This window comes from Blastococcus sp. URHD0036 (genome assembly GCF_000701365.1).
Classification (GTDB): domain Bacteria; phylum Actinomycetota; class Actinomycetes; order Mycobacteriales; family Geodermatophilaceae; genus Trujillonella.
The window spans coordinates 49,181-74,504 of record NZ_JNIK01000001.1 but is presented as its reverse complement, the minus strand read 5'-3'; the positions used below and the strand labels follow the sequence as shown (position 1 = coordinate 74,504).

At 74.6% G+C, this 25,324-nt stretch carries 31 protein-coding genes; 13 read left to right on the top strand and 18 right to left on the bottom strand.

Going from position 1 to position 25,324, the window contains the following annotated elements; all coding sequences use genetic code 11:
- The first annotated feature begins 114 nt into the window (after nucleotides 1–114).
- Genes N555_RS0100395 through N555_RS0100375 form a run of 5 tightly spaced genes read left to right on the top strand, consistent with a single transcriptional unit; the run spans nucleotide 115 to nucleotide 4,046 of the window.
- Nucleotides 115–945: a DMT family transporter gene (locus tag N555_RS0100395; RefSeq protein ID WP_156036002.1), complete on the top strand. Its 831-nt coding sequence runs from the start codon at nucleotides 115–117 to the stop codon at nucleotides 943–945.
- Nucleotides 942–2,225 (top strand): cytochrome P450, encoded by a 1,284-nt coding sequence (locus N555_RS0100390; RefSeq protein ID WP_231502546.1) that lies wholly within the window; start codon nucleotides 942–944, stop codon nucleotides 2,223–2,225. Before N555_RS0100395 ends, N555_RS0100390 begins: the two co-directional genes overlap by 4 nt.
- Nucleotides 2,226–2,254: 29 nt before the next feature.
- Nucleotides 2,255–2,938 (top strand): NRDE family protein, encoded by a 684-nt coding sequence (locus tag N555_RS0100385; RefSeq protein ID WP_029429524.1) that lies wholly within the window; start codon nucleotides 2,255–2,257, stop codon nucleotides 2,936–2,938.
- A complete protein-coding gene (locus N555_RS0100380) occupies nucleotides 2,935–3,495 on the top strand; it encodes a hypothetical protein (protein WP_029429523.1) in 561 nt (186 codons plus the stop codon). Before N555_RS0100385 ends, N555_RS0100380 begins: the two co-directional genes overlap by 4 nt.
- 29 nt (nucleotides 3,496–3,524) lie before the next feature.
- Entirely contained in the window at nucleotides 3,525–4,046 is a 522-nt protein-coding gene (locus tag N555_RS0100375) for a hemerythrin domain-containing protein (protein WP_029429522.1), read from the top strand.
- Here N555_RS0100375 and N555_RS0100370 read toward each other — a convergent pair.
- The 5 genes from N555_RS0100370 to N555_RS0100350 form a co-directional block, all read right to left on the bottom strand.
- Nucleotides 4,043–5,200 carry an RNA polymerase sigma factor gene (locus N555_RS0100370; RefSeq protein WP_029429521.1) on the bottom strand — a complete coding sequence of 386 codons (1,158 nt, stop codon included), beginning with the start codon at nucleotides 5,198–5,200 and terminating at the stop codon, nucleotides 4,043–4,045. The two genes, N555_RS0100375 and N555_RS0100370, sit on opposite strands and share 4 nt — an antisense overlap.
- Nucleotides 5,197–5,604, bottom strand: coding sequence for a YciI family protein (locus tag N555_RS0100365; RefSeq protein ID WP_029429520.1), 408 nt, complete (start codon nucleotides 5,602–5,604; stop codon nucleotides 5,197–5,199). The genes N555_RS0100370 and N555_RS0100365 overlap by 4 nt, the downstream gene beginning before the upstream one ends.
- A 90-nt stretch (nucleotides 5,605–5,694) precedes the next feature.
- Nucleotides 5,695–7,893, bottom strand: a complete 2,199-nt coding sequence (helR, locus tag N555_RS0100360) for an RNA polymerase recycling motor ATPase HelR (protein WP_029429519.1) — start codon at nucleotides 7,891–7,893, stop codon at nucleotides 5,695–5,697.
- A 154-nt stretch (nucleotides 7,894–8,047) separates the two neighbouring features.
- Complete coding sequence (locus tag N555_RS0100355; protein WP_029429518.1) at nucleotides 8,048–8,242, bottom strand: DUF1059 domain-containing protein; 195 nt, start codon at nucleotides 8,240–8,242, stop codon at nucleotides 8,048–8,050.
- Between the two features lie 109 nt (nucleotides 8,243–8,351).
- Nucleotides 8,352–8,711 (bottom strand): cupin domain-containing protein, encoded by a 360-nt coding sequence (locus N555_RS0100350; RefSeq protein ID WP_029429517.1) that lies wholly within the window; start codon nucleotides 8,709–8,711, stop codon nucleotides 8,352–8,354.
- Between the two features lie 94 nt (nucleotides 8,712–8,805).
- On the opposite strand from N555_RS0100350, the gene N555_RS0100345 reads away from it, so the two are divergent.
- Complete coding sequence (locus N555_RS0100345; RefSeq protein ID WP_029429516.1) at nucleotides 8,806–9,399, top strand: TetR/AcrR family transcriptional regulator; 594 nt, start codon at nucleotides 8,806–8,808, stop codon at nucleotides 9,397–9,399.
- 41 nt (nucleotides 9,400–9,440) lie between these two features.
- Nucleotides 9,441–9,737, top strand: coding sequence for a hypothetical protein (locus tag N555_RS0100340; protein ID WP_029429515.1), 297 nt, complete (start codon nucleotides 9,441–9,443; stop codon nucleotides 9,735–9,737).
- A 5-nt stretch (nucleotides 9,738–9,742) separates the two neighbouring features.
- Here the strand turns inward: N555_RS0100340 and N555_RS0100335 are convergent, their stop codons facing one another.
- From N555_RS0100335 to N555_RS0100320, 4 genes are all read right to left on the bottom strand, one after another.
- Nucleotides 9,743–10,357 (bottom strand): maleylpyruvate isomerase family mycothiol-dependent enzyme, encoded by a 615-nt coding sequence (locus N555_RS0100335; protein WP_029429514.1) that lies wholly within the window; start codon nucleotides 10,355–10,357, stop codon nucleotides 9,743–9,745.
- An 82-nt stretch (nucleotides 10,358–10,439) separates the two neighbouring features.
- On the bottom strand, nucleotides 10,440–10,916 hold the full coding sequence (locus N555_RS0100330; RefSeq protein ID WP_029429513.1) for an SRPBCC family protein: 477 nt from the start codon (nucleotides 10,914–10,916) through the stop codon (nucleotides 10,440–10,442).
- A complete protein-coding gene (locus N555_RS0100325; RefSeq protein ID WP_029429512.1) occupies nucleotides 10,909–11,409 on the bottom strand; it encodes a nuclear transport factor 2 family protein in 501 nt (166 codons plus the stop codon). Before N555_RS0100325 ends, N555_RS0100330 begins: the two co-directional genes overlap by 8 nt.
- On the bottom strand, nucleotides 11,406–12,287 hold the full coding sequence (locus N555_RS0100320) for a VOC family protein (protein WP_029429511.1): 882 nt from the start codon (nucleotides 12,285–12,287) through the stop codon (nucleotides 11,406–11,408). The genes N555_RS0100325 and N555_RS0100320 overlap by 4 nt, the downstream gene beginning before the upstream one ends.
- A 108-nt stretch (nucleotides 12,288–12,395) precedes the next feature.
- Here N555_RS0100320 and N555_RS0100315 point away from each other — a divergent pair, with 108 nt between their 5' ends.
- Nucleotides 12,396–13,151 (top strand): SDR family NAD(P)-dependent oxidoreductase, encoded by a 756-nt coding sequence (locus tag N555_RS0100315; protein WP_029429510.1) that lies wholly within the window; start codon nucleotides 12,396–12,398, stop codon nucleotides 13,149–13,151.
- 43 nt (nucleotides 13,152–13,194) lie between these two features.
- Here N555_RS0100315 and N555_RS0100310 read toward each other — a convergent pair whose 3' ends face one another.
- Nucleotides 13,195–13,695, bottom strand: a complete 501-nt coding sequence (locus tag N555_RS0100310) for a nuclear transport factor 2 family protein (protein WP_197028855.1) — start codon at nucleotides 13,693–13,695, stop codon at nucleotides 13,195–13,197.
- 98 nt (nucleotides 13,696–13,793) lie between these two features.
- Between N555_RS0100310 and N555_RS0100305 the strand changes: the two genes are divergently transcribed.
- Nucleotides 13,794–14,837 (top strand): ABC transporter substrate-binding protein, encoded by a 1,044-nt coding sequence (locus tag N555_RS0100305; RefSeq protein ID WP_029429508.1) that lies wholly within the window; start codon nucleotides 13,794–13,796, stop codon nucleotides 14,835–14,837.
- Between the two features lie 118 nt (nucleotides 14,838–14,955).
- The gene (locus N555_RS0100300) at nucleotides 14,956–15,687 is read left to right on the top strand and encodes a DUF4386 domain-containing protein (RefSeq protein WP_051683501.1); all 732 of its coding nucleotides are present in this window, start codon (nucleotides 14,956–14,958) and stop codon (nucleotides 15,685–15,687) included.
- 25 nt (nucleotides 15,688–15,712) lie between these two features.
- Here N555_RS0100300 and N555_RS0100295 read toward each other — a convergent pair whose 3' ends face one another.
- On the bottom strand, nucleotides 15,713–17,017 hold the full coding sequence (locus tag N555_RS0100295) for an NAD(P)/FAD-dependent oxidoreductase (RefSeq protein ID WP_034508076.1): 1,305 nt from the start codon (nucleotides 17,015–17,017) through the stop codon (nucleotides 15,713–15,715).
- Nucleotides 17,014–17,211: a hypothetical protein gene (locus N555_RS28110; protein ID WP_034508074.1), complete on the bottom strand. Its 198-nt coding sequence runs from the start codon at nucleotides 17,209–17,211 to the stop codon at nucleotides 17,014–17,016. Before N555_RS28110 ends, N555_RS0100295 begins: the two co-directional genes overlap by 4 nt.
- 212 nt (nucleotides 17,212–17,423) lie before the next feature.
- Here N555_RS28110 and N555_RS0100290 point away from each other — a divergent pair, with 212 nt between their 5' ends.
- Both N555_RS0100290 and N555_RS0100285 read left to right on the top strand, forming a co-directional pair.
- Entirely contained in the window at nucleotides 17,424–18,455 is a 1,032-nt protein-coding gene (locus N555_RS0100290) for a thioredoxin family protein (protein ID WP_051683500.1), read from the top strand.
- Between the two features lie 49 nt (nucleotides 18,456–18,504).
- A complete protein-coding gene (locus N555_RS0100285; protein ID WP_029429504.1) occupies nucleotides 18,505–19,731 on the top strand; it encodes an epoxide hydrolase family protein in 1,227 nt (408 codons plus the stop codon).
- Nucleotides 19,732–19,735: 4 nt separating this feature from the next.
- On the opposite strand, the gene N555_RS0100280 is transcribed toward N555_RS0100285, so the two are convergent.
- From N555_RS0100280 to N555_RS0100255, 6 genes are all read right to left on the bottom strand, one after another.
- On the bottom strand, nucleotides 19,736–21,244 hold the full coding sequence (locus N555_RS0100280) for a DHA2 family efflux MFS transporter permease subunit (protein ID WP_029429503.1): 1,509 nt from the start codon (nucleotides 21,242–21,244) through the stop codon (nucleotides 19,736–19,738).
- Between the two features lie 85 nt (nucleotides 21,245–21,329).
- A complete protein-coding gene (locus N555_RS0100275) occupies nucleotides 21,330–22,166 on the bottom strand; it encodes an alpha/beta hydrolase (RefSeq protein ID WP_051683499.1) in 837 nt (278 codons plus the stop codon).
- A gap of 27 nt (nucleotides 22,167–22,193) precedes the next feature.
- The gene (locus N555_RS0100270) at nucleotides 22,194–22,574 is read right to left on the bottom strand and encodes a cupin domain-containing protein (protein WP_051683498.1); all 381 of its coding nucleotides are present in this window, start codon (nucleotides 22,572–22,574) and stop codon (nucleotides 22,194–22,196) included.
- On the bottom strand, nucleotides 22,556–23,248 hold the full coding sequence (locus N555_RS0100265) for a pyridoxamine 5'-phosphate oxidase family protein (RefSeq protein ID WP_081865871.1): 693 nt from the start codon (nucleotides 23,246–23,248) through the stop codon (nucleotides 22,556–22,558). The genes N555_RS0100270 and N555_RS0100265 overlap by 19 nt, the downstream gene beginning before the upstream one ends.
- 15 nt (nucleotides 23,249–23,263) lie before the next feature.
- Entirely contained in the window at nucleotides 23,264–23,872 is a 609-nt protein-coding gene (locus N555_RS0100260) for a molybdopterin-dependent oxidoreductase (RefSeq protein WP_029429499.1), read from the bottom strand.
- Between the two features lie 8 nt (nucleotides 23,873–23,880).
- Nucleotides 23,881–24,657 carry an alpha/beta fold hydrolase gene (locus tag N555_RS0100255; RefSeq protein ID WP_029429498.1) on the bottom strand — a complete coding sequence of 259 codons (777 nt, stop codon included), beginning with the start codon at nucleotides 24,655–24,657 and terminating at the stop codon, nucleotides 23,881–23,883.
- Nucleotides 24,658–24,846: 189 nt separating this feature from the next.
- Between N555_RS0100255 and N555_RS0100250 the strand changes: the two genes are divergently transcribed.
- Complete coding sequence (locus tag N555_RS0100250; RefSeq protein WP_029429497.1) at nucleotides 24,847–25,317, top strand: CBS domain-containing protein; 471 nt, start codon at nucleotides 24,847–24,849, stop codon at nucleotides 25,315–25,317.
- Nucleotides 25,318–25,324: the final 7 nt, after the last annotated feature.

The window sequence follows — 25,324 nt, the reverse complement described above, 5'->3', positions numbered from 1 at the left end:
CGTCCCGGCGGCCGTCTGCGAATTCCCTGGGAGGTGCCTCCTACGCTGCCCGGAGGAGCGAGGTCCAGCTCGACGGCTCGGAGGAGGTGCCCGCTGACCGGGACGGCCGTGGTGGTGGCGCTCGCCGCAGCAGTCGCGTTCGGCTGGTCGACGGCCCTCATGCACCACGGCGCCTCGGGCACACCGGAGGACGCCGGAGGCCTGCTCGGTCTCCTCCGGCACATCGTCCGCCAGTGGCGCTGGTGGCTGGGCATGGCCGCGAGCCTGGGCGGCCTGGCGCTGCACGCCCTGGCGCTGCACGTCGGGACCATCGCCCTGGTGCAGCCGCTCGTGGTCACCGGCCTGGTCTTCGCCTTCCTCTTCCGCTCGGCGCTGGACCGTCGCCTGCCCTCGCGGCGGACCATGCGGTGGGTGCTGCTGACGGCGGCCGGCCTGACGGTCTTCCTGCTCGCGGCCCGCGCGGAGTCCGGCAGCGACTCGCTGGACACCAGCCGGGCCGCCGTCCTCCTGGTCCTCGGCGGCGCCGCGGTCACCGCGGGATGGGTGGCGGCGCTGCGCGTCCCCCGGCATGCCGGTCTGCTCCTGGGCGCCGCCGCGGGCGTCGTCTACGGGCTCGTGGCCGGCACCCTGAAGGCGACGTCGGACACCGCGAGCTCCGGGCTCGGGACCATGTTCACGTCGTGGCCGGTGTACGTGCTCGCCGTCCTCGGGGTGGCCGGGTTCCTGCTGAACCAGCAGGCCTACCGGCGGGCGCCGCTGTCCCGCTCCGCGCCCGCGGCCAACACCGTCAACCCCGTCGTGGCGCTCGTCTTCGGCGTCGTCGCGTTCGGCGAGACGACGTCGGGGAGCGCCGCCGCCATCACCGCCGAGGTCCTCGGCCTGATCGGCATCCTGGCCGGCGTGTTCCTCCTCGCCCGCACCGACGAGGTGGCCGCGGCATCGTGATCGGGGACCTGGTGCGGCGGTGGACCCGTCGCCTCGTGATGTGGCGGATCCGGCGACGGGGCATCGACCTGTCGAACATCCCCTTCCTCCCGGACTCGGCGAGGGCCGCGTTGCAGCGCACCGGCACCGAACCGGTGCCGCGCATCGCGGAGCTCCGGTCGACCGAGCCGCTGCACGTGCTGGACCTGCCCTTCGGCTTCGCCAGCCACCTGGTCACCGGCTACGAGCAGACCCGCGCCGTCCTCGCCGACCAGCACAGCTACAGCAACGACATCCGGCACCTCTTCGGCGCCGGCGACGGCCCCACCGCCGACGACATCGGCGGCCTGGGCTTCACCGACCCGCCCCTGCACACCCGGCTGCGCAAGATCGTGGCGCCGGAGTTCACGATGCGCCGCCTGGCCCGGCTCGAGCCCGCGATCGCCGAGATCACGGCGCGGCGGCTCGACGCGCTGGAGGCCGCCGGGCCCACGGCCGACCTCGCCCGGGAGGTCTCCTTCCCGGTCCCCTTCGAGACGATCAGCGAGCTGCTGGGGCTGGACTACGCCGACCGGGACGCGTTCGCGCGGCTCGGCGGGGCGCGCTTCGACGCCACCGGCGGCGGCGCGGCGGCCTTCGGCGCGGTCTCGGCGCAGCGGTCGTTCCTCTTCGAGGCGGTACGGCACCAGCGCAAGGAGCCGGGACCGGGCCTGCTGGGGCAGATCATCCGCGACGAGGGCGACCTCATCTCCGACGCCGACCTCGCCGGCCTGGCCGACGGCATCTTCACCGGCGGCTACGAGACGACCGCGGGGATGATCTCGCTGGGCACGCTCGTCCTGCTGCGCGATCCGGAGCACGCCGCCCTGGTCCGCGACGGGTCACGTCAGGACGTCGACCGGGCGGTGGAGGAGCTGCTCCGCTACCTCTCGGTCGTCCAGGTCTCCTTCCCCCGCTTCGCCAAGCGGGACATGGACCTGCAGGGACGGCGGCTCGCGGCGGGGGACGCCGTGATGGCCTCGATCAGCGGCGCCAACCGCGACCCCGCGTGGGCCGGGGCGGACGCCGACCGGTTCGACCCCTTCCGGGTCCCGCGGAGCGGCCACCTGGCCTTCGGGCACGGTGCGCACCGGTGCATCGGCGCCGAGCTCGCGCGGATGGAGCTGCGCATCGTGCTCCCCGCCCTGCTCCGCCGGTTCCCCGACCTCGCCCTCGCCGTCCCCGAACAGGACCTCCGCTTCCGGCAGCTGTCCTTCGTCTTCGGGGTCGCCGAGCTGCCCGTCACCCTGCACCGGCGGTAGCGACCGCTCCCGGCTGCCACGATGGGCCGATGTGCACCGTCGTCGTCCGCAGGTCCGAGGGACGGCCGGTGCAGATCCTGGCCATCCGCGACGAGTCCACCGCCCGCGAGTTCGACGACCCGGGCCCGTGGTGGCCCGACTTCCCCGGTGTCGTCGGGGGCCGTGACCGCACCGCCGGCGGCTCCTGGTGCGCGACGGACGTCGCCACCGGGACGACGGCGCTGGTGGTCAACCGGCCCGCCAAGCGCGAGGCCGAGCCGGGGGCTCCCAGCCGCGGGGTCCTCCCCCTCCTGGGGGCCCGGCACGGCGCCGACTGGCCGGAGCACGTCGACGTGCACGGGATGGCCAGCTTCGCGCTCCTCCTCGTGACGCCGGACCGAGCGGTGACCTGGGACTTCGACGGCACCGAGCTGACCGTCACCGAGCACCCGCCCGGCACCCACATGCTCACCTCCGGCGGGCCCGAGGACCGCAAGGCCGACCGCTTCCTCGCCGCCTTCGCCGCGGCCGGCTGGACCGACGGCTGGCGCTCGATCGTCGCGTCGAACCCGCCGCGGGACGATCCCGGCGCCCTCCTCGTCCGGCACGAGGAGGACGGCAAGGTCTGGGCCACGGTCTTCGCGGAGCTGATCGAGGCGCGACCGGGCGCGCTGCACCTGGAGCACAGCCGCACCCCGTGGGTGGACGGGGCCTGGCAGACGCTGGACGCATGACGACGGTCGTCCTCCTCGAGGGCCGCAGCGACGTGGCGGCCGTCGCCGCGGTCGCGGGTGCTCACGGCCTGGCCGCGACCGGGTACCGGCTGGTCGACATGGGCGGCGTCACGGGCATCCGCCGCTCGCTGGCTGCGCTGCGCGCCGAGGCGGGGCCGGTCCGGGTGCTCGGGATGTGCGACGCCGGCGAGGTGTCGGTGGTGGTCCGGGCGCTGTCCGACGAGGGCGTGCGCGACGAGGCGGACCTGGCCGGGCACGGCTTCACCGTCTGCCGGGCCGACCTGGAGGAGGAGCTGATCCGCGCGCTCGGCCCGGAGCGGGTGCTCGGTGTGCTGGACCGGCTGGGCCTCTCGGTGCGGCTCGCCGTCCTGCAGAACCAGCCGGCCTGGCGCGGCCGTCCGCTGACCGACCAGCTGCACCGGTTCGCCGGCACGACGGCCGGCCGCAAGGAACTGCTGGCCGGCGCGCTGGCCGCCGAGCTGACCCCCGACGAGGTCCCCGCTCCCCTGCGCGACCTGGTGACGTGGATGGCGGACGATCGGGTCGCGCCCGCCTGATCCGCGGTGGGGCGGGGTAGGAGGCCGGCATGTCCGACTTCGAGGTCACCGCTCTCGTCCTGGCCGAGCACGAGATCTTCCGCCGGGACTTCGGCGCACTGGAGGACCTCGACGGCGAGGAACTGGCCGAGGCCTGGACCGCCCTGGCCGCGCGGCTCGAGGTGCACGCCGTCGCCGAGGAGCAGCTGTTCTACCCGCTGCTGGCCCAGGAGGCCGACGGCGAGCAGACGACGGCCGACGGCGTGCACGACCACAACGCGATCCGACACGCGGCGGCCGCGGTCGACGAGCAGGAGGCCGGCAGCGATGCCTGGTGGGAGGCGGTGCGCACCACCCGGCAGGTCAACGCCGACCACATGGCCGAGGAGGAGACGGACTTCTTCCCGCCGTTCGAGGACGCGGTCGACGACGAGCAGCGGGAGGCCCTCGGCATGCGGTGGCTGGCCTTCCACGACGAGCACGAGGAGGCCGACGGGCTGTCCGGCGACGACGCGCGGGTGGCCGAGGTGGTCGCGACCGAGGTCCCGGAGGGCGACCCCTCGGCCGCCTAGCTCCCCAGTGCCGTGTTGAGGCGGGCGGCCTGCCGGGTCAGGTGGTCGCGCTCGGCGGTGTCGGTCGCCCTGGTCGCGGCATCGGCGTAGAGCCGTGCCGCCGTCGCGAGGTCGCCGGCCCGCTCCTGCAGGTGCGCGGCCACCGCGGCGTACCGCGGCAGGGAGGGGTCGAGCTCCGCGAGCGCGGCCAGGCCGGCGTGCGGGCCGTCGGCCTCCCCCACGGCCACCGCGCGGTTGAGCCGCACCACCGGGCTGCCGGTCAGCCGCACGAGCTCGTCGTACCACTCGACGATCTGCACCCAGTCGGTCTCCTCGGCGGTGCGCGCATCGGCGTGCAGCGCCGCGATCGCCGCCTGGGCCTGGTACTCCCCCAGCCGGTCGCGCGAGAGCGCCGTCTGCAGGATCTGCACCCCCTCGGCGATCGCGGCGGTGTCCCAGCGGCTGCGGTCCTGCTCCGCCAGCGGCACGAGACTGCCGTCGGGCGCCGTCCGGGCCGCGCGCCGGGCCGCGTGCAGCAGCATCAGCGCGAGCAGCCCGGCGACCTCGGGGTGGTCGATGGCCTCCGTGAGCTGGCGGGTCAGCCGGATCGCCTCGGCGACCAGGTCGACGTCGCCGGAGTAGCCCTGGTTGAACACCAGGTAGAGCGTGCGCAGCACGGTGCCGACGTCGCCCGGCTGGTCCAGCCGCTGGTCGGCGACGGTCCGCTTCGCCCGGCTGATCCGCTGCGCCATCGTCGCCTCAGGCACCAGGTAGGCCTCGGCGATCTGCCGGGTCGTCAGCCCGCCGACGGCGCGCAGCGTCAGTGCCACCGCCGACGACGGCGACAGCGACGGGTGCGCGCAGAGGAAGTACAGGTGCAGCGAGTCGTCGGTGTCGGGCACCGGGCCGGGCTCCGGCTCGACGTCGACGACGTCCTCGCGCCGGCGGCGCGCCGCCTCCGAGCGGGTGGCGTCGAGGAACCGGCGCCACGCCACGGTCACCAGCCACCCGCGTGGGTCCCGCGGCGGGTCGGCCGGCCAGGTCCGGACCGCCTCGACCAGCGCCTCCTGGACGGCGTCCTCGGCCGCCGCGAAGTCGGCTCCGCGGCGGACGAGGACGCCCAGCACGCCCGGGACGAGGCCCCTCAGCAGGGCCTCGTCGAGCGGGACGGTCACTCCGAGACGAGGGAGGGCTCGCCGTAGAGCGGGCGGACCTCGAGCCACTCGTGGATCGGCTTGCTGTCCTTGCCCGGCGCGGCCGACAGCTCACCGGCCAGTTCGATCGCCCGCTCGGGGGTGTCGACGTCGATGATCATGTAGCCGGCGATCAGGTCCTTCGTCTCGGCGAACGGGCCGTCGGTGACCGGCGGGCGGCCCTCGCCGTCGTACCGGACCCACATCCCCTCGGGCGCCAGCGCGTTCTCCCCCACGAACTCGCCGTTCTCCCGCAACCGGTCGGCGAAGTCGTTCATGTACTGGATGTGCGCCGTGACCTCCTCCGGCGTCCAGTGGTCCATCGACACGTTGTTCACCGCAGCCGGTGCGCCGCGGTAGTGCTTGAGCAGCAGGTACTTGGCCATGTCTCTCTCCTCGGTCTCGGCGCCCATCCTGGCGCCACACCCCTGGGACGGAGCCGGCTGCCGGTTCTCGACATCCCCGGCCGGCCGATCTCAGGAGTTTCTGAGGACGACGAGCTGCTGGGTCGCCCGAGTCATGGCCACGTAGCGGTCCACCGCCCCCTCGATGCCGGTGCCGAACGACTCCGGGTCCACGAGGACGACGAGGTCGAACTCCAGCCCCTTCGCCAGGACCGGCGTCAGCGACCGCACCCGCGCCGACCCGGCGGACGCCGGTGCGCCGATCACGCAGGCGATCCCGTCGGTGTGCGTGGCCAGCCAGTCGGCGACGACGGCGTCGAGGTCCGAGGCCGACCCGTGCCGCACCGGCAGACCGCTGCTCCGGATCGACATCGGCACGTTCGCGTCCGGCAGCGCCGCCCGGATCACCGGCTCGGCCTCGGCCATGACCGCCGCCGGCGTCCGGTAGTTCACCGTCAGCGACGCCAGCCGCACGTCCGCCAGCCCGACCCGCGCCAGCCGCTCCTCCCACGACTCGGCGAACCCGTGCCGGGCCTGCGCCCGGTCCCCGACGACCGTGAAGCTCCGCGAGGGACACCGCAGCAGCAGCATCTGCCACTCGGCGTCGGTCAGCTCCTGCGCCTCGTCCACGACGACGTGCGCGAACGGGCCGGCCAGCAGGTCCGGCTCGGCGGTCGGCAGCGCCGCCTCGTCCACGAGCGCCGCGCGCAGGTCCTGCCCGCGCAGCATCGCCATCACCTTCATGTCGGAGTCGTCGGTGGTGAGGAGGTCGGCCACGACGTCGGCCATCCGGGCGCGTTCGGCGGCGGTTCCGGCCTCCTGCCGGCGCCGGCGCCGCGACACCTCCGGATCCCCGAGTCGCTGCCGGGCCGCGTCGAGCAGCGGCAGGTCCGACGCCGTCCAGGCACCAGGTTCCGGGCGCTGGAGGAGCGCGACCTCGTCCGAGGACAGCCACGGCGCGCACCGGCGCAGGTAGGCGGGCACCGACCACAGGTCGCCGACGAGGTCGGCCGGCTCGATCAGCGGCCAGGCGCGGCCGAACTCCCGCAGCAGGTCACGGTTCCCGGCCAGCGACCGCCGGTACACCTCGTCCGGGTCGGCCGCGGCGATCCCGTAGGCGTCGAACTCCCCCTCCGCGTCGGCGGGCTCGTCGTCGGCGTCCCGGAGCTGGTCCACGACGATGCCCAGCAGCGCGTTCCACACCTGGTCGCGGGCCTCGTTGTGCTGCGCCCCGGGGTCGCGGGCGTCGAAGGCCTCGGCCCAGTCGCCGGCGTCGAGGACGACGGTCCCCCACGGCGTGACCACCTCGGTGGGCCCGGTCGGGGGCACCTCGTACAGCGCCACCGCCGGCTCGACGGCGGCGACCATCCGCGCGTCGGCCTTGAGCCGGGCGACCGCCGGGTCGGACTCGGCGCCCGCCGTCCGCCCCTGCGGGACCAGGTCGCGCAGCGTGCAGGTCAGCACGCCGTCCTCCCCCAGGCTGGGCAGGACGTCGGAGACGTAGGCCAGGTACGGCTCGTGCGGGCCGACGAACAGCACGCGGCCGCGGCGCGAGCCCAGCCGCGGATCGGAGTAGAGCAGGTAGGCGGTGCGGTGCAGGGCGACGACGGTCTTGCCGGTGCCCGGACCACCGTCGACGACGAGCGCGCCGCCGGAACCGGCACGGATGATCGCGTCCTGGTCGGCCTGGATCGTGCCGAGGACGTCGCGCATCCGGGGCGACCGGTCGGCGCCCAGGCTGGCGATGAACGCCGACTGGTCGTCGAGTGCGGCGTGCCCCTCCAGCCCGTCGGGGGTGAACACCTCGTCCCAGTAGTCGGTGATCCGGCCGCGGGTCCAGCGGTACCGGCGGCGGCTGACCAGCCCCGTGGGGTCGGCGTGCGTCGCGCCGAAGAAGGGCGCCGCGGCCGGCGACCGCCAGTCCAGCAGCAGCCGCCGTCCCGAGGCGTCGGTCAGCCCGAGCCGGCCGACGTACACCGCCTCGCCGTCCTCGCGGACCATCCGGCCGAGGCAGAGGTCCAGGCCGAAACGGCGCAGGGTGCGCAGCCGCGAGGTCAGCCGGTGCACCTCGAGGTCGCGGTCGAGGGCCTCCTGGCCGGTGCCGCCGGGGGCGCGGCGCTCGATGGCGAGGCGTTCGGAGAGGTCGGCGATCGACTGCTCGAGGCTGTCGGCGATGGTCGCGAAGTGCTGCTCGTCGGCGCCGATCAGCGCCGGATCGGCCTTGCGGGAGAGCTCGTCGGGGAGGGCGAAAGCGCTGGTCAGAGGCTGCACGATGGGCGAGTGTGAGCCCGGACCGGGGTCTTGCCGCAAGCCCCCCGGTGCGCTATACGTTGAAGTGGGAAGAAGGCGTTGCCTCTCCCGTCCCCCTCGCACATGACGGCCCCCGGCCCTGCCCGGCGGTCCGGACAGGGCTTCGGGACGTCGGTCAGGCGAGTGCCGGCTCGACGTCGACCAGACCGCCGCGGATGCCCTCGCGGAGTTCCGGGCCGTCCTCGTGGCCGTGCTTGGCGACGGCGTGCGCCACTGCCGCGTCGAGGACCTCGTCCTCCTCGCCGGCGATCGTCAGGGTGCAGTTGATGTCGCTGGGCATCGTGCGGCAGTCGACCATCTTGCGGGCCATGTGCGTGCCTTCCGTGCGGGCCGGTGGCGGGTGGCACCGGCCGTGGTGCGTCGCCGGGCGAGGCGACAGGGGGTGGAGCGCGCCGCTGCCGGCGTCTCCGCGGGTGCGGTCAGCGGGCGTAGTTGCTCGCGCCGTACCAGTCCACGACGACGGCGGGTTCGTCGCCGACGACCCAGGCGTCGTGTCCCTGGGGCAGTGAGGTCAGGTCGCCGGGGCCGGCCTCGAACTCGGTGCCATCGGCCATGACGACGTGCACCCGGCCGCTGACGTGGTACTGCATGTGCGGGGCCTCGCACAGCTCGGTGCCGGCGATCGGTTTGACGTCGGTGGACCAGCGCCAGCCCGGCTCCAGGACCAGCCGGCCGATCTCGGCCCCGGCGAGCTTCAGGATCTCGGCCCGGCCGTGCGGGAACTGGCGCACCTCGTCCGGTTCGGCATAGGTGCGGTGCTCGGTGTTCTGGGTGGGCATCCTGTCTCCTCGCATCGGTGGATCCCCGTGGAGGTGCGGCCGCAGGGTCTATCCTGACTTGCACGTAAGTCAGTGCCCAGGGCCGGAGGTCCTCATGTCCGTCCGCGACGATGCCGATCCGGCGACGCGGAGTCGGGTGCTCGACGTCTCCGAGCGCCTCCTCCAGACCCGCGGGTACAACGGCTTCAGCTACGGCGACGTGGCCCGGGAGCTGGGCCTGACCCGGGCGGCGTTGCACTACCACTTCCCGAGCAAGGCAGAGCTCGGCCAGGCCCTCATCGAGCGCTACGCCGGCCGGTTCGCCGGCGCCCTCGCCGACCTCGACGCCACCGCCCCCGATGCGGCGCAGAAGCTGCGCGGCTACGTCGGCCTCTACACCGGCGTGCTCGACGGCGACCGCATGTGCCTGTGCGGGATGCTCGCCGCCGAGCACCGCACCCTGCCCGAGCCGCTCCGGCAGGCGGTCTGCGACTTCTTCGCCGCGAACACCACGTGGCTGCGCGCGGTTCTCGAGGAGGGCTGCGCCGACGGGAGCCTGCGGTGCCCCGGCACCGCCGAGGCGACGGCGACCATGGTGCTCGGCACGCTGGAGGGCGCCCTGCTCATCACCGCTCTGGACGGCGACGTCGCCCGCTTCACGGCGACGGCCGACCAACTGCTCGGCAGCCTGACGCCCGCGACGGTCTGAACTCCCGGTGCGGGTGGCCCGCCGCGGGTATCCGGGCGGGCATGGCAGTGCGCAACGCGGCGGTCGCCGCCGCGGACCGGTGGACCGACCCCGACGACGGCATCCGCTACCCGGCCGGCGAGGTGCACGCCTGGGAGCGCGGCCGCAACGAGACCGTCTGCGGGCTGTCGCTGAGCAGGTCCGGGCTCTCCCGCTTCCCGCACGTCACCTGGGCCGACGTGCAGCCGGACTCCGGCCGGCACGCCGAGGAGGTGCAGGCGGTCTGCCGTCGCTGCGCGGCCGGGATGGGCGCGCGCCGCGACGAGCGGGGCTGGACACGAACGAACCCCCGGCCCTGACGGGGTCAGCGCTTGGGCAGTTCCCGGCCGTCCGGCAGCCGGCGACCGCTCAGCAGCGCGACCAGCTCCCCGCTGTCCCCGCGGACGACGTCGCCGTCCCCCCGGCTCCACGGCGAGTCCGTGGCCTCCAGCCGCCGGCCGGCCGGGTCGACCCCGAACCAGGCGCCGTCCACGGCGTCGAGCTGCCGCAGGATCTCGGCCACGGCGTCGGCCGGCGCGACCGCCGGCCCGCCGAGCGCCACGGTGACGTCCAGCGAGTGGATGACGGCGTGGTTCAGCGCCCCGGCCGCGCCGCCGCCGGGCGGCTGCCAGGCGTGCAGCACCGGCGAGCGCAGCGCGGCCAGGTGCTCGGCGACCGGGAGGGAGGCGTCCCGGCCCGCCACGGTGTCCGACAGCACGCCGAAGTCCCCGCCGGCGGCCGCCATCTCGGCCCCGAACCGCTCGGGCGTGAGCCGCACCGGCATGGACACGTGCGCGACCACGTGCCGCACCTGCCAGCCGGCGCAGAGCGACGGGGCGTCCCAGACCCCGGCCGGCCCGGACTCGAGCACGTCGGCCAGGCCCCCGTACGTCCGGGCCACCCAGTCGCGGACCTGGTCGGCGTCCACGTCGTCGCTCATCGGGTTCTCTCCCTCGTCAGTGCGCCGGGACCTCGGCGCAACCAGGCAGACCTCCCGAGGCGGCAGAAGTCATCGCCCGGGGTCAGTCTCCGGTGACCACGCGCTCCAGCCGCTCCAGCGTCGCGGCGATCGTCGACTCGGGGATCAGCGGCATCCGGCCGGCCGAGCGGGCCTTGCGCTCCTCGCTCAGGCCGCTCCAGTCGAAGTAGGAGGTCACGTCGGCCGCCGACTCCCCGGCCGGCTCGACGAGGTACCCCCACACGTAGCCGATCGGCGGACGGCCGGGCGCGGTCACGTTCCACTCGAACTGCCGGTCCGGCACGTACGCGGTGACCGTGTTGAGCGTCCGGTACGCCGTCAGGCCGGGGATGTCGTTCAGCGGTGTCCGGTCCATGTCCATCTCGAAGGTGTCCCCGACGGCGGCCGGGCGGGCCCCGTCGGCGGCGACGAGCATCCCCGAGCCGTCGATCCGCACCTGCCCGGCGGGATCGGAGACGACCGCGAACACCGCGGCCGCCGGCGCCGGGATGCGCCGGGTCACCGACACGCGCTCAGCCACGAGCGGCCTCCGCGCTGCCGCGGAACAGCTCGCGGGCCTCGGCCGCGCCGTCCAGGTTCCGGTTCACCCGGCTCACCACCCTCCAGCCCGCCGGCCCACGCCGGAAGCGCCACTCGTTGGCCGACAGCCGGAAGACGACGAAGTGTCCCTCGGCCTCCCGCCACTGCACGTTCATCGCGTGGTTCCAGCCGTACGCCTCGTCGCCGGCGAGCTCCACGTGCAGCGGGGTCAGCACGTGCCCGGCGCCGGCGCGGATCAGGTCCTGGTGCCCTCCGGCGACCATGCCGGCGATCTCCTCGCGGCCGGTCCACACCGCGTAGGGCGGCGCGGCGTACACGCCGTCCTCCACCCAGAGCGCAGCCGCCGCCTCCGGGTCGCCGACGTCCACGGCCGGGCCGTACCGGGTCGCGAGCTGGGCGATCTCCTGCCGGTCTTCCAGCTCGCGCAGCCGCGCGGAGAGAGCGGCCACCTCGGCGCGGAGGTCCTCGCTCACGACGCGGCCACGAACTCGTGCCGGGCGCCCTGGAAGTCCGCCGGGTCGATGGCGAAGCCGCCGGAGACGCAGTTCTCGCGGGTCACACGGAGTCCCTTCTCCTCGAAGAACGCCTGGGCGCGGCCGAGGTCCTCGACCGCCCAGACCAGCGCGTACACGCCTGACGTCGGCGGCCGGATGAAGTCCGCCAGGACCCCGGAGGCCGGGTCGTCGGGCTGGATCAGTGCGACGTCGTCGCCGCCCAGCCGGAGCAGCACCCGCCGCGCGGGCTGGGGAGCGGAGATCCGGCGGTCGTCGAGCACCTCGCCGTCCACGTAGGTCGTGAAGAGCCGGCGGGCGGCCTCGGCGTCGTTCAGCACGCAGGCGATGTGGTCCAGCCGCAGCACAGTGGATGCGTGGCCCTCGGCCCAGTCCGGGCGCCAGTTGCGGCGGTCGTACGGGTCGTTGGGGATCGAGACGTCGCAGGCCTCGAGCAGCAGGCCTCCGGTCGACTCGGGACGGACGTAGAAGAACATCCCGTAGTCCGACGCCAGCGTGTAGCCGTCAGCCTTCAGCCGGGCCGCCACGTCCGGGCAGTCGGCGATGCGCAGCTCGAACGAGTGCCAGCCCTCGCCGTACCGGGCGAGGTAGCGGGAGTAGGGCTTCCCGAGGTCGTCGGGCTGCCGCGGCGCCATCGGCTCGACCATGTGGTCGCCGACGTAGAGCAGCGCCATGTCGCGGTCCTCGGGCTCGAAGTAGCCCTCGGCGAAGACCAGCCCGCCCAGCACGTCCTGGTAGCGCATCCGGCAGGCGTCGATGTCGCGGACGGCGTGGATGGTGTGCACCACCCGCTTGACGCGGGCCGGCGCCGCCGTCGTCGCCTGGACTCCGTCCGTCATGTGCTGCTCCGATCGGGAGACGCCGGGGCGCCGACCCTATCGACAGCCATACCGTTGCTCCGGCGCCGGCTGTGGCCCCGGCCACACGACGGGCCCTACGGTGCCGCCATGGACTTCGCCGAACGGTACGGGCCGTGGGCCGTGGTGGCAGGCGCCTCGGAGGGGGTCGGGGCCGCGGTCGCCCGGCAGCTGGGCGAGCGCGGGGTGGACGTCGTCCTGGTGTCCCGGCGCCAGGAGACGCTCGACGAGGTGGCCGCGACCGTCCCCTCGCGGACCCGCACGATCGCCCTCGACCTCAGCACCGCCGACGCGGCGTCCGCCCTGGCGGAGGCCACGGCGGACCTCGACGTGGGGCTGCTGGTCTACAACGCCGGCGCCGACCCGAACGCCGCGCTCTTCCTCGACCGCCCGGTCGAGGTCTGGCAGGGGCTGCTCGCCCGCAACTGCGCGACGGTCGTCGGGCTGACCCACCACTTCGGCGGACTGCTGGCCGCCCGCGGCTCGGGCGGCATGGTGCTCGTGAGCTCCGGCGCGGCGTGGGGCGGCGGGTCCCATTTGGCCGTCTACAGCGCGACGAAGGCCTTCGACCTCCGCCTGGCCGAGTCGCTGTGGGCGGAGCTCGGGCCCCGCGGGGTGCACGTGCTCGGGATGGTGCTCGGCGAGACCGACACCCCCGCCTACCGACGGATCCTCGCCGGGCGCGAGCGCGAGGGGCTCGCCGACCCCGAGGACGTCGCCCGCGACATGCTCGCCAACCTCGGCGAGGGGCCGACCTTCCCGCCCGACGGGACGCCCTTCGGCGCCCTGCCCCGCCGGCAGGTGGTCGAGCTGATGAGCCAGGGCGCGAGCATGCTGCACAGCTGACGGAGCACCGGCCCGGACGCGCGTGACCGGGCCGGTGCCGGCCTCAGGTGGCCAGCCCCGGCAGGGCGGCGGTCGCGTCGCGCGCGATGGCGAGGTCGCTGATCGACGTCTGGATGCCCGAGGTCAGCCCGCCGATGACGTCGGTGCGGATGCGGGACAGGAACTGGGTCGACATCCGCCAGCCGTCGTCCTCGCGCCGGTAGGTCTCGTGGTAGTAGCCGTAGCCCTGGATCGGCGTCTCACCGAAGGCCACGTAGTCGAACATCGGCCAGAGCCCCGTCGCGGTGGTCGGGGACAGGATCTCCAGCACCGGGGCGTGGAACTGGTGCACCGTGGCGACGGCGTCGATCGACGAGCGGACCATCTCCACGAACGCGTCCCGGCCCTCGACGGACAACCCGTTCTCGGTGGCCCAGCGGAAGTCCGCGGTGAACAGCTGCGCCCACGCGTCCCACTGCTTGGTGTCGAGGAAGTAGGAGTACCGGGCCTTGAGCTGCCGGATCTCCTCGAACGTGGACAGCTGCTCCGCGGTGTAGGTGGTCACGGCTCGCGACATTGCCGCCTCACCGGCCATGTGGCAAGGGTCACGGTAGGGGCCTCGGCAGCCGCCATACTGGCGCGCCCGTCCCCCTGGAGGTCTGCGTGGCCGAGCCGTATCGCGTCGGTGTCCTGAACGACATGGCGACCGGCCCCGGCGGTCCGGGGGGAGATCCGGCCGACCTCCTCCGGGTCGCGGTGGACGAGCTGCGCGACGCCGGCCGGCTCGACCGCGACGTCGAGTTCGTCCACGCCTACGGCCTGGGCCTGCCCGAGGGGACGGCGGCGGCGGTCGAGCGGGCCTACGCCCGGCTGGCCGACGACGACGTGCTGCTGGTCGTCGGTCCGGCGATCGGCGACAACTCGCTGGTCGTGACCCCGCTGGCCGAGCGCCTCCGGCTGCCGACGATCAACTGGGCCGGTACCGAACGCGGCCGCGGCGAGTGGATGTTCCACCTGCAGGTCGGTTCGCACGAGGACGAGTCGCTCGTGATCGCCCGGCACCTCGCCGCCGTCGGGGCACGGCGGATCGGCGTCGTCCACGACCGCTCCCCCATCGGCCGCCGGCACCTGCAGTTCCTGCAGGACGAGGCCGACGTGCTGGGCCTGCGGCTGTCCGGCACGGCCGGCATCGCCGTCTCCGCCGAGGACGCCGCCGAGGAGGTCGGCGCGGTGCTCGCCGGTGCCGACGCGGTGGTCTACCTCGGCCTCGGGCTGGCGGCTCCCGCGGTGGCCCGGGCGGTGACGGCCTCGGGCTTCGCCGGACCGAAGGTGATGAACACCTGCGGCCTGCGCGGCTACGACCCCGCGTTCGCCGCGGTCATCGACGGCTGGGTCTACGTGGACATGCACTCCGACCGGAACGCGACGCTGGCCGCGCTCCGGGAGCGGCTGGGTGCCCGCGACCGGCCGGGCTTCAGCGTCGCCTTCCAGTACGACATGGGGCGGCTCGTCGCCGAGGGTCTGGCCCGCGCGCCCGAGCGGACCCGGGACGGCGTCCGCGAGGGACTCGAGGCGGTCAAGTGGCTGCCCGCGGCCCAGGGCGCCGAGGGCACGCTGCTCGGCTTCGGCCACCGCGACCGCGGCGCCCTGCACGGCCGCTACCTGGTGCTGCGGCAGTGGCGGGAGGGCGTCTCCGTCGAGCTCTGACCGGGCACCGTCAGGTCCCAAGGACCCTGGCGACCGGGGTGGTGCAGGGCCAGCGTGATGCGGGCCCTGGACGTCTCCTGAAGCGGCGGGGAACGTCCCACCCGGAGGAGGACCGACCATGGACCTGCGACGAACGGGCCGGATCTTCGGGTGGCTGTTCATCGGGACGTTCGTGACGAGCATCCCGGCGCGCCTGCTGTTCATCGACGGGGCGGGCGCGAGTTGGACCGACATGCGGTTCGTCCCTGGGGATGCCTCCTCAGCGAGCCTGAAGTGGGGTGCGCTCCTCGAGTTCGGTCTGATCGTCACTCAACTCGGCACCGCCGTCGTCCTGTATCCGATCGCTCGCACGCGGAGCCACACGATCGCGCTCGCGTACGTGAGCGCCCGGACCATGGAGTCCGTCTTCGCGGCCATCGGCCTCATCAGCATGCTGTCGCTGGTGTCGGTGATCAGCGCGATGGACGGGGCGAGCGGCGCCGAGGCGGTCGCACTCCAGGTGCAGGGGGACAGCCTGGCGCACGCCTACGAGTGGGCGTTCGAATGGGGGCCGGGACTCGTGGCGCCCATCGGCAACGGGCTGCTGCTCGGCTACCTCATGTACACGTCCGGTCTCGTGCCCCGGCGGCTGGCGCTGCTGGGGCTGGTCGGCGGATCCCTCCTGGTCCTCTCGTTCCTGCTGATCCTGGCGGGCGTGTACGACAACGGCGAGGGGCCCTCGGGCGTCCTGACGCTCCCGGAGGCCGCGTGGGAGCTCTCGTTGGGCATCTATTGCGCAGCGAAGGGCTTCCGACCGTCGAGCACACCGGTCACGCCGGCCACCCACCGAGAGCCGCTCCCGTCCGCCTGAGCCGAGCGGGCTCGAGGCCGGCCCCTCAGCCCTCGGCCACCCCGAGTCGTTCGGCCGTCAGCGACGCCGCGCGCCGATCCACGAGACCGAGCTGAGCCGCGATGGGCCGGCTGACCAGGTTCACCGCCCAGTCGCTGCCGACCCGCAGCCGGTTGGCGGCCGCGGGCAGCGCCATCAGGTGGTAGCCCTTGGTCACCAGCTTGGCCGGGAGACCCGTCAGCGGGATCCGGACCGGCCGGGCCACCGCGGCGGTCCCGCCCAGGTCGGCCACCAGCCCGAGGTCCCGGTGCCGGTACCGGCGGGCCCGGCCACGACCGAGGCTGGCCGCGACGTTGCGGCCGATGACCACGCCCTGCCGCTGCGCGTGCTGCGCCGTCGGCGGGTAGTCCGTGCCGGCGGAGCTGAACGGGTCCCGGGCAGCCGCGGCATCGCCGGCGACCCACACCCCCTCCACGAGCCGCAGCTGCTCGTCCACCCGGACCCGGCCGCGGGTCACCGGCAGACCGAGCTGCTCGACCAGGGGCGGCGGCGTCACGCCCACCGTCCAGAGCACGGTGTGCGCCGGCAGCACCGTGCCGTCGGTGAGCGTGACCCGGTCCCCGGTCATCCGCGCGATCGTCGTCCCCAGGCGCACCTCCATGCCCCGGGACCGGATCACCCGGAGCGCCGCCCGGCCCAGCCGCGGGCCGAGCTCGGGCAGCACCCGCTCGGCGGAGTCCACCAGGACCCAGCGCAGCTCCGCCGCCGGGAGGCGGGGGAACCGGTCCAGCTGCCGGACCGTCATCCGCTGCACCTGGGCGGCGGTCTCCGTCCCGGCGTACCCGGCACCCACGACGACGAAGGTCATCCGGGCCCGGCGCTCGTCCTCGTCCGTGGCGGCGTCCGCGAGCTCCAGCTGCCGCAGCACGTGGTCGTGCAGGTACTGCGCCTCCGCGAGGGTCTTCAGGCCCAGCGCGTGCTCGGCGACCCCGGGCGTGGGGAAGGTCCGGGTCACGCTGCCGACGGTGAGCACCAGGCGGTCCCAGGCCAGGTGCTCCGACCCGGCGTCGCCGTGCCGGACGGTCAGCGTCCGGGCCTCGAGGTCGACCCCGTCGACGACCGCCTGCATCGTCCGGGTGCGGTGCAGGACGGCGTGGAGGGGCACCGCGATCCGGCGGGGGTCCAGGCGCCCGGCCGCCACCTCCGGCAGCAGCGGGCTGTAGCAGAGGTGGTCGGTGGCGCTGATCAGGAGCAGGTCGGCGTCCTCGGGTCCGAGGGCACGCTCCAGGGTCCGGGCGGCGAACGTCCCCGCGAACCCGCTCCCGACGACGACGACCCGCGGCCTGGTCACGGGCTCCCACCCATCCGGTCGCTCAGCAGCTCGCGGCTCAGGCCCGCCCGCTCGAACGCGTCGGCCACGACGCGGTACTCGACCGGGTACGGCAGGTCCAGGAGCCGGCGTTCCGCGGCCGGACTCAGCTGCAGGATCGCGAGCAGGTCCCGCACGTGCTCGCGCGTCACCATCCGACCGTCCATGTCGAACATCGGAGCCTCCGCTCCCCCTCGTCCGCCGCACCAGGCGACGTCGCCGGCCCCGACGCTAGGGGCAGACCCCGGCCGGCGAAACAGTCGAATGACGCAAGGCGAGCCCCGGCGCCGTCCCTAGCGTGGATCGCGCCGAGGTCCCCCGCCGGCCGATCGTGCGCCGGCGGCAGCGGCCCGGCGGCAGGCCCGCACCCGGACGGAAGAGGCGCGCCATGGAGACCCAGCGTTCCGTGCTCGAGGCCCTCCGCGAGGCCGTCCGCGGTCCCGGGTGGGCGCCCGGCCGGCGTCCGGGGGGCGGGCACATGCCGCCCCTGGACGGCGCCACCGCGTGGCTGAACTCGCCGCCGCTGACCACCGCCGAGCTGCGCGGCCACGTGGTCGCCGTCGACTTCTGGACGCTCACCTGCATCAACTGGCTGCGCACCGCGCCGTACCGCCGGGCCTGGGCCGACGCCTACCGGGACGCCGGGCTGGTGGTGCTCGGCGTCCACACCCCGGAGTTCGGGTTCGAGCACGACGTGGCCACCGTGCGCCGGGCGGTCGCCGAGCGGCGGATCACCCACCCGGTCGCCGTCGACAGCGACTACGCGATCTGGACCGCCTTCGCCAACATGTACTGGCCGGCGCTCTACCTGGTCGACGCCGCCGGCTCCATCCGGCACACCCAGTTCGGCGAGGGCGGCTACGAGGAGTCCGAGCAGGTGATCCGGGCCCTGCTCGGGGAGGCCGGCGCCGGCGACCGGCTGCCCGACCCGGTCACCGTCGACGCGAGCGGCATCGAGGCCGCCGCCGACTGGGCCGACCTGCGGTCGGGCGAGAACTACCTCGGCGCCGGGCGCACCGACGGCTTCGTCTCCCCCGAGGGCATGCGGTCCGGGAGCTTCACCACGCCGGCGCGGCTGGGCCGGAACACCTGGGCGCTGGACGGGCGGTGGACGGTGCTGCCGGACGCGGTGCGACTGGACGAGGCCGGGGGCCACCTCACCTACCGGTTCGCCGCCCGCGACCTGCACCTGGTCCTGACCCCGCCGTCCTCCGGCGCGCCCGTGCCCTTCACCGTCCGGCTGGACGGGCAGCCCCCCGGCACCGACGCCGGCGACGACGTCGCCGACGACGGCACCGGCACGGTCGCCGAGCCGCGGCTGCACCAGCTCGTCCGGCAGGGCGGCCCGGTGGAGGACCGGACGTTCGAGATCGCCTTCGCCGCACCCGGCGTGCAGGCCTACGCCGTCACCTTCGGCTGAGCCGGCCCACCGAGCCGGAGCCCGCACCACCACACCGAGAGGGAGAGTCATGACCGCAGTCGCACAGGAGACCAGCGAGGCCGTGCGCCCGTTCCGGGTGGACGTGCCCGACGACGCGTTCGACGACCTGCGCCGGCGCATCGCGGCCACCCGCTGGCCCACGCCCGAACTGGTCGACGACCGCTCCCAGGGCGTGCAGCTCGCGACCATGCAGGCCCTGGCGCGCTACTGGGCCGCCGACCACGACTGGCACCGCTGCCAGGCGCGGCTGAACGCGCTGCCGCAGTTCACCACCGAGATCGACGGGGTGCAGATCCACTTCCTGCACATCCGCTCGCCGCACCCGGACGCCCTGCCGCTGGTGATGACGCACGGCTGGCCGGGGTCGGTCGTCGAGCTGCTGGACTCCATCGGCCCGCTGACCGACCCGCCCGCGCACGGCGGCTCCGCCGCGGACGCCTTCGACCTGGTACTGCCCTCGCTGCCCGGCTACGGCTTCTCCGCGCAGCCGACCGAGCGGGGCTGGGACAACGACCACACGGCGCGGGCGTGGGCGGAGCTGATGCGCCGGCTCGGGTACACCTCCTACGTCGCCCAGGGCGGCGACGTGGGTGCCGGCGTGACCGACATGATGGGTCGCCAGGCACCGGAGGGACTCCTGGGCATCCACCTCAACCTGCTCGTCACGGCACTGGGTGGTCCCCAGCCCGACGACACCGAGGCCGAGCACGAGGCCAACGCCGCGATCGCCACGTTCCGGGCCGACGGCTTCGCCTACTTCCTGGAGCAGGCCACCCGGCCGCAGACGATCGGCTACGGACTGCTCGACTCACCCGTCGCCCTGGCCGCCTGGATGCTCGACCACGACACCGACGCCTACGCCAAGGCCACCCGCGCGTTCGTCGACGAGCAGCCGTCGGGCAACCTGACCCGGGACAACCTGCTGGACAACATCACGCTCTACTGGCTGACCGGGACCGGCGCCTCGGCCGCCCGGTCCTACTGGGAGAACTACGGCGTGGCCGCCTCGACGGCCGCGGCCGGGCAGACCCCGCCACCGGTGCGGGTCCCGGTCGGCTTCACCACCTTCCCCGGCGAGATCTGGCGGACGCCGCGCAGCTGGGCCGAGGGCTCCTATCCCACGCTGAGCTACTTCAACGAGGTCGACCGCGGCGGCCACTTCGCCGCCTGGGAGGAGCCGGAGCTCTTCGCGACCGAGCTCCGGGCCGCGTTCCGGCCGCTGCGCACCTCGCAGGTCCCGCAGCCGCGGAGCTGACCGGTCAGGTGGCCGATCGCTCGGCCTCCGGCGCGACCAGCGGCGGGGCGTCGATCGCACAGTGCCGGCAGGGAGGAACCGTGACTGCCGCGGGCGCCGGGGGGCGCGCTCGTGCCCCCCGGGGCAGGCCGATCGCCGCCACGACCGCGCCCGCCACCATGAGCCCGGCGCAGATCAGCATGGACGTGCGGAACGCGGGCTCCAGCGTCGCCGGGTCGGTGAGGCTCGAGCCGACACCGGACAGCAACGGCAGCAGGGCGACGGCGAGCAGGCCGGCGGTCCGGGCGACGGCGTTGTTGACCCCGCTGGCCGCCCCGGCGTGCCGGACCTCGACCGCGCCCAGCGCCGTGGAGGTGAGCGGCGCGACGGTCAGCGACAGTCCGAGGCCGAGCAGCGTCACGGCGGGGAGGACATCGGCGACGTAGGACGCCCCGGGGCCGATCCGCGAGGCCAGGACGAGGGCGACCGCGCACGCCAGGGGCCCGACGGTCATCGGCAGGCGGGGGCCCACGAGCGTGGCCAGCGCCCCGGCCCGCGCCGAGAGCAGCAGCATCAGCAACGTCAGCGGCAGCAGCGCGAGGCCCGCGGCCAGCGGGGTGAACCCGGACACGACCTGCAGCTGGACGACGACCAGGAAGAAGACCCCGCCCAGCGCCGCGTAGACCGCGAAGGTGACGAGGTTGACCGTCCGGAAGATCCGGGACGCGAAGATCCCGAGCGGCAGGAGCGGGTGCCGCGAGCGCCGCTCGACCCCGAGGAAGACGCCGAGGGCCACGACGCCGAGGAGCAGCGTCCCGACCACGAGCGGGTCCCCTCCCCCGCTGCCCGACCACGCGGTGAGCCCGTACGTCAGGCCGCCCAGCCCGATGCCGCAGAGCACCGCGCCCGGGACGTCGATGCCCCGGGGCGCGTCCGGGTCGGCGGACTCGGGGACGTGCCGGGCGGTCACCCACAGGACGGCGGCCGCCACGGGGACGTTGATCAGGAAGACGAGCCGCCAGCTGCCGGCCTCCACCAGCACCCCGCCCAGGAGGGGTCCGATCGCGCCGGCCACCCCGGCCAGCCCCGACCACGCGCCGATGGCCCGGCCGCGGTCCGACGGGGCGAACGACGCCTGGATGATCGACAGGGACCCGGGGGTCAGCAGGGCGCCGCCGACGCCCTGCAGCGCCCGGGCGGCCACGAGCAGGCCGATGCTGGTCGCGAGCGAGCAGAGCAGGGAGGCGACGGCGAACACGGTCACGCCGACCATGAAGACCCGGCGACGGCCGAACCGGTCCCCCAGCGAGCCGCCGAGCAGGATGAACGCCGCCAGGGGCAAGGTGTAGCCGTTGGCCACCCACTGCAGGCCCGCGGGACTGTCCCCGAGGTCGGCGGCCATCTGCGGGAGGGCGATGGTCACGACGGTCCCGTCGATGAACGCCATCCCGGAGCCGAGGACCGTCGCGAGCAGCACCCACCGACCCGACGCCTGCCCGTAGCGGAGGCCGGCCCCGGTGTCCCCGATGGTCATGCCCACTCCCCAGCTGTCGGTGCGCCCGGACCCCGCCGCTACAGCATGGGCGACAGACCCCCGTCGAGTCCCCCTCCGACCGGGATCAGGCGGTCGGCGGAGCGGCGGTGACCGGCGGGGTGTCGTTCGTCCCGTGCCGGGTCAGCCAGTCCAGGGCGACGTCGGCGACCTCGCGCCAGCCGGCGTCCAGCGTCAGGGAGTGGCCCCGGTCGGGGAACTCGTGGATGTGCGTCAGCGCGTCGGAGTGCCGGTACTGCTTGCGCGTGGACCGGGTGATCGACGCCGGGACGGTGTGGTCCTGCCCCCCGGCCATCAGCAGCAGGGGCCCGCGGGTCGCGTTGGCGGTGTCCACGGCGGCCGGGGAGTGCCGGGAGAAGTTCGCCGCCGCGGCCTCGAACAGCGGCTTGCCGGGGGCCGGCATCGACCACAGCTCGTGCAGCCGGTCGGACTCCTCGGCGGGGAGGGTGTTGCCGAACGCGTAGCGGAACTGCGGGGCGGTCAGCGACACGGCGCGGGAGGAGTTGGCCGGGTTGCGGAAGACCGGGAAGGTGACCCGCAGCGCGGAGAGCGGCAGCGGCAGCACGCCCTTGATCTGCGCGGCGTCGATGGCGACGGCGGCGGCCGCGAGGTCCTGGCCGAGCAGCTTCTGGGCGATCATCCCGCCGAAGGAGTGGCCGATGACGACCGGCCGCTCGGGCAGGCCGCCGATGATCCGCGCGTAGTGCGCCGTGACGTCGTCGATGCCGTGCCCGGCGATGGCCTCGGGGGCCGCCCGGGCCTCCTCGACGGTGTCGGGGACGCCGGGCCAGCCGGGCGCGATCGGGGCGTAGCCGGCCTCCCGGAACAGGTCGACCCAGGGTGCCCAGGCGGTCGGGTGGATCCAGAGTCCGTGGATGAACAGGACGGGCGTGGGCGTGGTCATCGCGGGGCCTCTCAGAAGGGGTGGGTGTCAGCCGGGGGCCGGCACGAAGGTGGCCAGCGGCGCGCCGATCTCGACGACGTAGGTCGACAGCATCCGGCCGGTCCCGGGACCGACGTCGAGGGCGTTGTGCGGCTGTCCGGGGCGGATGAGGAAGCCGTCGCCCGCGTGCAGCGTCCGCGTCGGCACGCCCTCGGCCCGCATCTCCACGGTGCCGGCGACGATGTAGCCGACCTCCTCGCCCGGGTGGGTGTGCCAGCCGGACTCGACGCCGACCGGGATCTCGGTGAGCACCTGGACGATCTCCCGGCCGGGGATCGACGACGGCTCGTGCTGGACCACGGTGCGGGTGAGGGTGCCCGCGAGCGCGTCGCGCGACTGCTCGGTGTGCGTCATGGGGTCGCTGGCCATGATGGGGCCTCTCGTCGGGCGGGCATCGGTCGATCGACGGCGAACTCCCCGGTCAGGCGGGCGAGCAGGCCGGCGTTCTCGGCCTCGAGTGCCGCGATCCGCTCCCGCAGGCCGCCGAGCAGCGGCTCGAACTCCTCGACGCTGTAGCGCGGGGTGATGTGCTGCTGGCAGTTCCAGTCGAAGGCCTCCACCGACACCACCACGGCCCGCTCCACCACCGCCTCGTAGTCGGGCGGGCGCAGGGACCGGACCAGGTCGGCGTCGTCCTCGGCGAAGACCACACGGGCCCGCCCGAACACCTTCAGCCGCTGCCGGGTCGGGTGGTCCATGACGATCATCGCGACCCGGTCGTCCCCCGCGAGGTTGCCCGTGCTGATGTGCTGCAGGTTGCCGCGGAAGTCGGCCCAGCCGAGCCGGTGGTCGTCGACCACCCGCAGGAACCCCGGCGGCCCACCGCGGAACTGGACGTAGGGCCAGCCGGTCTCCCCCACCGTGGCGAGGTAGCACTCGTCCCGGCCGGCGAGGAACTCCCGGACGTCGTCGGGGATCGGGTCGGGGCCGGGGACCCCGGCCGCCCGGGCGGTGTGCCGGTCGTAGAAGCGCCTGCTGCCGTAGCGCTCCTGGACGTCCCGCACCGGCCCGGTGAAGGCGATCTGCCCGTAGTGCGCGCTCACGGGGGCGGCCGCCGGTCAGTCACCCTGGTACCGCTGCTCGCGCCACGGGTCGCCGAGGTCGTGGTAGCCGTTGCGCTCCCAGAAGCCGGGCTCGTCGTGGTCGAGCAGGGTCAGCCGGGTCACCCACTTGGCGCTCTTCCAGAAGTAGAGGTGCGGGACCAGCAGCCGCAGCGGCCCGCCGTGCTCGCGGGTCAGCGCCTTCTCCTCGTGGGTCCACACCAGCCACGCCTGACCGCCGCGGACGTGCGACAGCGGCAGGTTGGTGGTGTACCCGGTGACCGAGGTGGCCACCACGTGGGTCGCCTCCGGGAGGGGGCCGGCGGCGTCGAGCACGACGTCCAGGCTCACCCCGCCGAAGCTCGTGCCGAGCTTCGACCAGGTCGTCACGCAGTGGATGTCGCCCCGGTACTCCGAGCGCGGCAGGTCGTGCAGCCCGTCCCAGGTCCAGGAGCGCGTCTCGGTCACCAGCCCGTCGACCGACATCGTCCAGTCGTCGCTGGACTGCCGCGGGGTGACCTCCGCCGAGAGCACCGGGAAGCCGCTCTCCTCGTACTGGCCCGGTGGCAGGCGGGGATCGGCCACCGGGTGCGCGCGGCCGAGGAACGACTTCGGGGAGCGGGCCATGGCCGCCCTCAGAGCACCGCCGCGGCCGCGGCGGTGCCCGTGCCGGTGCGGGCGAGCGTGCCGAGCGCCTCCAGGATCACGTCCGCCACCGCCTGCGGCTTCGAGATGAAGACGACGTGCGAGCCCTCGACCTCCGTGATCGTCATGCCCGCGCGCTGCGCCATGGAACGGACGACGTCGCTGCCCGCGGCGAGGTCCGAGGTCGCGACGACGGCCCAGCAGGGCAGCGTCTTCCACGCCGGCGGCCCGTTCGGCTCGGTGAAACCGAACGCGGAGACCGGGCGCTGGGTGGCGGCCATCAGCGCGGCCTCCTCCGGGGACATGTCCGCGGCGAAGGCGTCGTGGAACTTGGCGGCGTCGATCGCGAACTCCGTCGCCGTCGCGCCGTCCGGGCCCGGGTACTGCAGCTGGACCAGCGCGCTGTTGAGCACGCTGTCGGTGGAGCCGGCCTCGATCTCGATCAGCTTCTCGCCCTCGTCCGGGGCGAAGGCGGCCACGTAGACCAGGCCCACGACGTTGCCCGGGCGGGCCGCGGCGTTGGTGATGATCGCGCCGCCGTACGAGTGGCCGACGGCGAGGACCGGCCCGGGGATCTGGCCGAGCGCGCTGGCGACGTAGTCGGCGTCGGAGGCGATGCCGCGCAGCGGGTTGGAGATCGCCACCGCACGGACTCCCGCGGCGGTCAGGCGCTGGATCACGCCGGTCCACCCGCTGCTGTCGGCGAAGGCGCCGTGCACGAGGGCGACGGTGGGACCGGTCGGGGCGACGATGTTCGGCTGGGTCATGGCCAGAACGCTCGGTCCGCGCGCGCCCCGGCCGCATCCGTCATCCGACTGCGGACCCGCCGGGGACGGCCGTCCGCCCGCTGCTCCCGCAGGTCCCCGGCGAGGAACGGTCATCCGACTGATGCCCGCCGGGCCGGGCCCGGTCAGGCTGGGCGCGATGCGGTCGTCCCGGTCGCGCGAGGAGGAGCGATGTCCCCACGTGGTGCCTCCGGACAGGCGCCGTCCACGGACACCGTGCGGTCACCGACGGTCGGCGACGTCATGCGTCCGGCCGCGACGACCGTGGAGACCCGGGCCCACCTCGCCGCCGCCGCGTACCTGATGAAGCGCACGGGCGACTCCGCCCTCGTCGTCACGACCGACGACGACCGCCGCGCTCCCCTGGGGGTGGTCACCGACGGGGACATCTCCCAGGCCGTCGCGGACGGGCGCGACCTCGAGCAGGTCCGGATCGGCGAGCTGCTGACCCGCACGACCTACGACGTGCCGCCGGGTACGCCGGTGGTCGAGGCCCTGCGGGTGATGGCCGACCGCCGCCTGCACCACCTGCTCGTCGTCACCGAGGGCGGCCTGACCGGGATCGTGGACATGATCGACCTCTGCCGGGCGCAGCTGGACGACGACCAGGCCTGGGGCGCGTCCCGGACCGCCGACGGCTGAGCCGCGG

Coding starts and splice junctions, on each gene's coding strand:
- N555_RS0100385 (WP_029429524.1), top strand. CDS start 2,255: ATGTGCACCGTCGTCGTCCGCAGGTCCGAGGGACGGCCGGTGCAGATC.
- N555_RS0100380 (WP_029429523.1), top strand. CDS start 2,935: ATGACGACGGTCGTCCTCCTCGAGGGCCGCAGCGACGTGGCGGCCGTC.
- N555_RS0100375 (WP_029429522.1), top strand. CDS start 3,525: ATGTCCGACTTCGAGGTCACCGCTCTCGTCCTGGCCGAGCACGAGATC.
- N555_RS0100365 (WP_029429520.1), bottom strand. CDS start 5,604: ATGGCCAAGTACCTGCTGCTCAAGCACTACCGCGGCGCACCGGCTGCG.
- N555_RS0100355 (WP_029429518.1), bottom strand. CDS start 8,242: ATGGCCCGCAAGATGGTCGACTGCCGCACGATGCCCAGCGACATCAAC.
- N555_RS0100350 (WP_029429517.1), bottom strand. CDS start 8,711: ATGCCCACCCAGAACACCGAGCACCGCACCTATGCCGAACCGGACGAG.
- N555_RS0100345 (WP_029429516.1), top strand. CDS start 8,806: ATGTCCGTCCGCGACGATGCCGATCCGGCGACGCGGAGTCGGGTGCTC.
- N555_RS0100340 (WP_029429515.1), top strand. CDS start 9,441: ATGGCAGTGCGCAACGCGGCGGTCGCCGCCGCGGACCGGTGGACCGAC.
- N555_RS0100335 (WP_029429514.1), bottom strand. CDS start 10,357: ATGAGCGACGACGTGGACGCCGACCAGGTCCGCGACTGGGTGGCCCGG.
- N555_RS0100320 (WP_029429511.1), bottom strand. CDS start 12,287: ATGACGGACGGAGTCCAGGCGACGACGGCGGCGCCGGCCCGCGTCAAG.
- N555_RS0100315 (WP_029429510.1), top strand. CDS start 12,396: ATGGACTTCGCCGAACGGTACGGGCCGTGGGCCGTGGTGGCAGGCGCC.
- N555_RS0100300 (WP_051683501.1), top strand. CDS start 14,956: ATGGACCTGCGACGAACGGGCCGGATCTTCGGGTGGCTGTTCATCGGG.
- N555_RS28110 (WP_034508074.1), bottom strand. CDS start 17,211: ATGTTCGACATGGACGGTCGGATGGTGACGCGCGAGCACGTGCGGGAC.
- N555_RS0100290 (WP_051683500.1), top strand. CDS start 17,424: ATGGAGACCCAGCGTTCCGTGCTCGAGGCCCTCCGCGAGGCCGTCCGC.
- N555_RS0100285 (WP_029429504.1), top strand. CDS start 18,505: ATGACCGCAGTCGCACAGGAGACCAGCGAGGCCGTGCGCCCGTTCCGG.
- N555_RS0100280 (WP_029429503.1), bottom strand. CDS start 21,244: ATGACCATCGGGGACACCGGGGCCGGCCTCCGCTACGGGCAGGCGTCG.
- N555_RS0100275 (WP_051683499.1), bottom strand. CDS start 22,166: ATGACCACGCCCACGCCCGTCCTGTTCATCCACGGACTCTGGATCCAC.
- N555_RS0100270 (WP_051683498.1), bottom strand. CDS start 22,574: ATGGCCAGCGACCCCATGACGCACACCGAGCAGTCGCGCGACGCGCTC.
- N555_RS0100260 (WP_029429499.1), bottom strand. CDS start 23,872: ATGGCCCGCTCCCCGAAGTCGTTCCTCGGCCGCGCGCACCCGGTGGCC.
- N555_RS0100255 (WP_029429498.1), bottom strand. CDS start 24,657: ATGACCCAGCCGAACATCGTCGCCCCGACCGGTCCCACCGTCGCCCTC.
- N555_RS0100250 (WP_029429497.1), top strand. CDS start 24,847: ATGTCCCCACGTGGTGCCTCCGGACAGGCGCCGTCCACGGACACCGTG.